8 protein-coding genes are annotated in these 6111 nt (G+C 66.0%); 6 read left to right on the plus strand and 2 right to left on the minus strand.

Annotation, left to right across the window (positions count from 1 at the left end):
• Positions 1–173: 173 nt before the first annotated feature.
• Complete coding sequence (gene purD, locus FM113_RS10550; RefSeq protein WP_087014469.1) at positions 174–1430, minus strand: phosphoribosylamine--glycine ligase; 1257 nt, start codon at positions 1428–1430, stop codon at positions 174–176.
• A gap of 55 nt (positions 1431–1485) precedes the next feature.
• On the opposite strand from purD, the gene FM113_RS10555 reads away from it, so the two are divergent.
• From FM113_RS10555 to FM113_RS10575, 5 genes are read left to right on the plus strand one after another with little or no spacing between them, the layout of a single operon-like run.
• Positions 1486–1851, plus strand: a complete 366-nt coding sequence (locus tag FM113_RS10555; protein WP_087014456.1) for a sterol carrier family protein — start codon at positions 1486–1488, stop codon at positions 1849–1851.
• Positions 1852–1905: 54 nt separating this feature from the next.
• The gene (locus FM113_RS10560) at positions 1906–2352 is read left to right on the plus strand and encodes a hypothetical protein (protein WP_087014458.1); all 447 of its coding nucleotides are present in this window, start codon (positions 1906–1908) and stop codon (positions 2350–2352) included.
• Positions 2353–2383: 31 nt separating this feature from the next.
• Entirely contained in the window at positions 2384–2590 is a 207-nt protein-coding gene (locus FM113_RS10565) for a twin-arginine translocase TatA/TatE family subunit (RefSeq protein WP_087014460.1), read from the plus strand.
• Positions 2591–2619: 29 nt separating this feature from the next.
• Positions 2620–2826: a twin-arginine translocase TatA/TatE family subunit gene (gene tatA, locus FM113_RS10570; protein WP_087014462.1), complete on the plus strand. Its 207-nt coding sequence runs from the start codon at positions 2620–2622 to the stop codon at positions 2824–2826.
• A gap of 29 nt (positions 2827–2855) precedes the next feature.
• Positions 2856–3125, plus strand: coding sequence for a twin-arginine translocase TatA/TatE family subunit (locus FM113_RS10575; protein WP_087014464.1), 270 nt, complete (start codon positions 2856–2858; stop codon positions 3123–3125).
• A gap of 63 nt (positions 3126–3188) precedes the next feature.
• Here the strand turns inward: FM113_RS10575 and purF are convergent, their stop codons facing one another.
• The gene (purF, locus tag FM113_RS10580; protein ID WP_087014465.1) at positions 3189–4649 is read right to left on the minus strand and encodes an amidophosphoribosyltransferase; all 1461 of its coding nucleotides are present in this window, start codon (positions 4647–4649) and stop codon (positions 3189–3191) included.
• 130 nt (positions 4650–4779) lie between these two features.
• Between purF and purM the strand changes: the two genes are divergently transcribed.
• Positions 4780–5889: a phosphoribosylformylglycinamidine cyclo-ligase gene (gene purM, locus FM113_RS10585; RefSeq protein ID WP_176387175.1), complete on the plus strand. Its 1110-nt coding sequence runs from the start codon at positions 4780–4782 to the stop codon at positions 5887–5889.
• Positions 5890–6111: the final 222 nt, after the last annotated feature.

Below are 6111 nucleotides of genomic sequence, written 5' to 3' on the forward strand. Positions count from 1 at the left end.
GTCGCGCTGTCGCGCTGTCGCGCTGTCGCGCTGTCGCGCTGTCGCGCTGTCGCGCAACGAAACGACCCGTAACTCGCAAAACGACCCGTAACTCGCAGATATTCCTGCGATGTACGGGTCGTTGTGTTACGAAGGGGTCGTTTCGTTGCGGAGGGGCCGCTCGCCGGCCCGGACTACTCGGCGACGCGCGCCGCGATGTCCGTGCGGTGCTGCGATCCCTCGAGGGTGATTGCGTCCACGCCAGCGTATGCGCGATCCCGCGCCTCGCCGAAGCTTGTGCCGCGTGCCACGACACCGAGCACACGCCCACCTGTGGATACCCAGCCGCCGTCGGCGTCGCGCTCGGTCGCCGCGTGGACCACGTGTACACCCGGGACCTTGGCGGCTGCGTCGAGCCCGGTGATCTGGCGGCCTGTCGTGACGTCACCGGGGTAGCCTTCGCTCGCGACCACGACGATTACGGCGGGGTCTGCGGAGAACTCGGGCGCCGGCTGATCGGCGAGCGCACCGTTCGCAGCGGCAAGCAGGTACTGGCTCAGCGGCGACTCGAGGCGCGCGAGCACAACCTGAGTCTCCGGATCGCCGAAGCGAGCGTTGAACTCGATGACTCGCACGCCCTTGGAAGTGACGATCAAACCGCAGTAGAGTAGCCCGATGAAGGGGGTGCCTTCGGCCTCAAGCTGACGCACGGTGGGCAGGGCGACGGTGCGGGTAATTTCCGCAACGAAGTCGTCCGCGACCCAGGGCAGCGGTGAGTAGGCGCCCATGCCGCCCGTGTTGGGTCCCTCATCGCCGTCGAAGATGCGCTTGTAGTCCTGCGCGGGGCTGAGCGGAACCACGTTGTGCCCGTCGGCGAAGAAGAACAGCGACACTTCCTGGCCGTCGAGGAACTCCTCGACGAGCACGTCGCCGTGCGGCGCCCAGGTCGCGACGTGTTCGAGCGCGGCGGCGCGGTCGCTCGTCACCAGGACTCCCTTGCCCGCGGCGAGACCGTCAGCCTTCACCACGTAGGGGGCACCGAAGTCGTCGAGCACCGGGCCAGCGTCCGCGACCGAGGTGACACTCGCGGCGCGCCCGGTGGGAACGTTCGCGGCGTCCATGATCCGCTTGGCAAACGCCTTTGATCCCTCGAGCTGTGCCGCGTCCTGGTTCGGGCCGAACACCGGCACACCCGCGGCGCGGAGCGGATCCGCCACGCCAGCGACGAGCGGTGCCTCGGGGCCGATGACCACAAGGTCAAAGCCGCGCTCGCGCACAAACTCAGAAACGGCCGAGGGATCGGTGAACGCCAGTGCGGGAGTTTCCACTCCACTCGCCGCAACACCGGCGTTGCCCGGCGCGCAGACAATCTCGTGGTCGGCCTCCTCCGCGAGGAGGGCAAGAACGATGGCGTGTTCGCGGGCACCGGGCCCCAAGACGAGGATCTTCACGGGCATAAGCCTACCGGCGGTGAGCCCACATTCGGGACGCAGATAGGCTGGGATCGTGGCGAAGCGACGGATCTCAGAGGCGGACGGCCGCGCAGCATTGTCAGCGGCGCTGGGGCCGAACGCACCGCGTGCCGTGCAAGCGATGGCGGTGCGCTACCTCCTTGAGGAGCTCGCGGAGCGGGCACCCGGAAATTCGGTGGAGGTTCGGGTACCGCCGTTCGGCGCTGTGCAGTGCGTAGAAGGCCCGCGGCACACACGCGGCACTCCGCCTAACGTTGTCGAGATGGACGCTGAGACGTGGCTCGGGATCGCGACCGGGGCACTCGACTGGGACGCGGCTGTCGATGCCGCGCGCATCATCGCGTCGGGTTCTCGCGCCACGCTCGACGGGCTCCTCCCGCTCGTACGCGCCGGCCAGTAGCCGGCCCGGGCCCCACTGACACGATCCACAGTCCGAGCCTGAGACAATAGAGCTATGAGTACTCCCGACGCTGCGGCCGCGCAGCCGCAGCAGGATCCCGCATCGCCGGATGCGACGCAGTTCGCACCCGATAGCGAAACCGAAGACATTGTCGAGGCGCAGCGTGTCGCCGAGGGCACCGCCGGCGCTGCGGCTGACGAGGACGTGGTCGATCCTGTCGTGGTGGCCACCGAGCGCGAGGTCGTGCTGCAGCGCTCCGTGCGATACGGGCGCATCCTGATTGTCGGATTGGTGCTCGGTGCCGTCGTCGCGATGTTGGCCTCGCTGCTGTTTCCCGTGGGGGAGAACGCGGACTACACACTCGGTCAAGCCGCCGGCTTCATGGCGCTGATCGGGGGCGCGATCGGGCTGTTCCTCGGCGGCCTGCTCGCACTAATTCTGGGGGTCGTTGCCCGCCGATCCAGCGGACGCGGGGTCGCAATCCAGTCCGACGTGCGATAATCGCGTCACACCGAACGAATGGAGCACCCTCATGTTGGGTAACCTCAGTGGCGCACACCTCATCGCCATTCTCTTTGTGATCCTGCTGTTGTTTGGTGCACCGAAGCTGCCCGGTCTGGCGAAGAGCCTGGGCCAGTCGATGCGCATCCTCAAGAAGGAAGTACGTAGCGACGATTCGGGCTCCGATGAGCCCACGACCACGTCTCCTGCGCAGCCGCGCGGCACCGACGCTCCCTAGCGACACCTTTTCGATCGGAGTTTCCTCGTATGTTCGGCAACCTGTCCGGCCCCACACTGCTGGTCGTTCTCTTCATTGTGCTGCTGTTGTTCGGTGCACCGAAGCTGCCCGGTCTGGCGAAGAGCCTGGGCCAGTCGATGCGCATCCTCAAGAAGGAAGTACGTAGCGACGATTCGGGCTCCGATGAGCCCACGACCACGTCTCCTGCGCAGCCGCGCGGCACCGACGCTCCCTAGCGACACCTTTTCGATCGGAGTTTCCTCGTATGTTCGGCAACCTGTCCGGCCCCACACTGCTGGTCGTTCTCTTCATTGTGCTGCTGTTGTTCGGTGCACCGAAGCTGCCCGGTCTGGCGAAGAGCCTGGGCCAGTCGATGCGCATCCTTAAGAAGGAAGTGCGCAGCGACAACGCTGAGACGGGTGATGCTGACGCCGCGCCAAGCACTCCGGCGAAGCCGGCTGCCTCAGAGACGAGTGCTGCCGACGAGCCGACGCCGCGGAAGTCTGCCGATGGCGACGGCAACGACCGGCCGTAGCCAGAGCATACGCAACAGGCCCTGAGAACCAATGGTTCTCAGGGCCTGTTGCGTATCTGGGGCTTAGCTTTCCTGGGTGGCTTCGACCCAGGCGAGGTATTCCTCGTCGATGTTGCCGGCAATGTACTCGCCGGTGAAGCAGCTCTGCTCAAGGCGCGTGACCTCGGACTGGCCGCCCATGATCGCAGAGTTCATTCCCTCGACAGTCTGGAAGACGAGCCGGTCGCTTCCGATGGCGGCGTTGACCTCGTCGTTCGTACGGTTGTGCGCGATCAGCTCTGTGCGCGTGGGCATGTTGATGCCGTACACGTGCGGGAACAGGACGGGCGGTGCTGCAGAGGCGAACGTCACGCTGCGAGCACCGGCCGCGCGGGCCATCTCGACGATCTCCTTCGACGTGGTGCCGCGCACGATCGAATCATCGACGAGCAGCACGTTCTTGCCCGCGAACTCTGTGCTCATCGCGTTGAGCTTCTGGCGCACGCTGCGCTTGCGCACGGCCTGACCCGGCATGATGAAGGTGCGGCCCACATAGTGGTTCTTGAAGAACCCTTCACGGTAGGGGATCCCGAGCTTCTGGGCCATCTGCATGGCGCTGGGGCGACCCGAATCCGGGATCGGCATGACCACGTCGATGTCGCCGGTCGGGATCTCGCGCGCGACGGTCTCGGCGAGCGACTCGCCAAGACGCAAACGGGCGTCGTAGACCGAAATGCCGCTGAGGACCGAGTCCGGTCGTGCGAGGTAGATGTACTCAAATGCACACGGCACAAGTTCAGAGGTCTGCGCGCACATGCGTGAGGTCATCGCCCCGTCCGGGGTGATGAGAATTGCCTCGCCCGGACGGACGTCCCGGACGATTTCGTAGCCGCCGGATTCGAGCACAAGCGACTCCGAGGCGACGACCCACTCGTCGCGCCCCGTTTTGCCCGTGCGCTTGCCGAGCACAAGCGGGCGGATCCCAAACGGATCACGGAAGGCGAGCAGGCCGTAGCCCGCGATGAGCGCGATGCTCGCATAGGAACCTTCGACGCGCTCGTAGACGCGGCTGACTGCGTCGAAAATTTGGTCCTCGTCGAGCGAGAGACCTGCAATGTTGCTCTGCAGCTCGTTGGCCAGGACGTTGAGCAGAAGCTCTGTGTCGGAGTGCGTGTTGAGGTGACGGCGGTCAACGTTGTAGAGCTCAGCGGTGAGCTCGCGGGTGTTCGTCAAGTTGCCGTTGTGCACCAGGATGATGCCGTAGGGGGCGCCCACGTAGAAGGGCTGTGCCTCTTCTTCTCGGGACGCATCGCCGCGGGTGGCATAGCGCACGTGGCCGAGGCCGACCGTGCCCTGGAGCTGGCGCATGTCGCGGGTGCGGTACGCCTCACGGACCTGGCCCTTGGCCTTGACCATGTGGAAGAAATCGCCCTCAAGCGTGGCGATTCCGGTCGAGTCCTGACCGCGGTGTTGCAGCAGCAACAGGCTGTCGTAGATCTGCTGGTTGACGGGTTCGGACGAAACGATACCGACGATGCCGCACATGCTGTGGAGGTGCTCCCTGGAGGGTGGGTGGTGCGTCAGACCGACGCTCGGCTATTCTCCCACACCCCACGTGCGCGAACGCGCACGCGTGGGGGAATAACCCCTGCACGGGCACGGTAGACTGGGTGCTGTGAGCGAAAACGCGTCGATCTATGCCCAGTCCGGAGTGGATACCGCGGCAGGTGACCTTGCCGTCGAACTGATGAAGTCCGCCGTATCCCGTACCCACGGGCCCGAAGTGCTCGGTGGTGTTGGCGGGTTCGCCGGCATGTTCGATGCCTCGGCGCTGCTCGGGTACAAGCGGCCTCTGCTTGCCTCCTCTACGGACGGCGTCGGCACGAAGGTCGCGATCGCACAGGCGATGGACAAGCACGACACCATTGGACATGACCTCGTCGCGATGGTTGTCGACGACATTGTTGTCGTGGGTGCGAAGCCGCTTTTCATGACCGACTACATCGCCTGCGGCAAGGTCGTCCCGGAACGCATCGCGGACATCGTGCGCGGCATCGCCGAGGCGTGCGAGGCCACGGGTACCGCGCTGACCGGTGGAGAGACCGCCGAGCACCCCGGCCTGCTCGGCGTGGACGATTACGACGTTGCGGGCGCGGCCACTGGTGTGGTTGAGGCCGACAAGATGCTGCAGCCGGGCCTCGTACGCGACGGCGACGTCGTGCTTGCGATGGCCGCATCCGGCTTGCACTCGAACGGATTCTCCCTCGTGCGTCACATCCTCGCCGAGCGTGGCATTGGCTACACCGACCACAGTGCTGATCTGGGTGCGAGCTACGGTGAGGCGCTCCTGACCCCCACGGCGCTCTACACTGCACCGCTGCTGCGCGTGCTCGAGGATCCGGCGCTTGACGGCGCGATCCACGTGCTCAGCCACGTCACCGGCGGCGGCATTGCCGCGAACTTGGCGCGCGTGCTGCCCCAGGGTGCCTGGGTTGAGGTTGAGCGATCCAGCTGGTCGCCGCTGCCGGTCTTCCGTCACCTCGCCGAACTGGGCGGGCACACGCTCGAGTCGCTTGAGGGTGCTTGGAACCTGGGCATTGGCATGTTCGCGGTGGTTTCGGCGGCGCAGGCACCCCAGGTTGCCGCGGCGCTGACCGCTGAGGGGCTGCAGACCTGGGTCGCTGGAACGGTTTCGATGGCCGAGCGCGATTTCACCGGTTTTGAGCAGGGTGCCAAGGGCGTCGACGGCGGTGCTGTGCGCCTGACCGGCAACTTCGCTTCCTAGGCGACACAAGCCACAGCACGGGGTGCGCCGGGAATCCGGCCGCACCCCGTTTGTGTTCTGCCGCACCCGGGTCCCCCTCGCGCCTGCTCCGCCCCTCCGTAGGCCCCCCGCGCCCGACGCCTCCCGCCGCCGAGGAGACGCACTTCGGGGTTAAACCACAGGCGGTCTCAGGTGGTGAGTGCAACACCTGCCCTATCTCTAGCAGGAAGCCCTCACCACTGA

This window comes from Leucobacter sp. 7(1) (genome assembly GCF_900163635.1).
Taxonomy (GTDB): Bacteria; Actinomycetota; Actinomycetes; order Actinomycetales; family Microbacteriaceae; genus Leucobacter.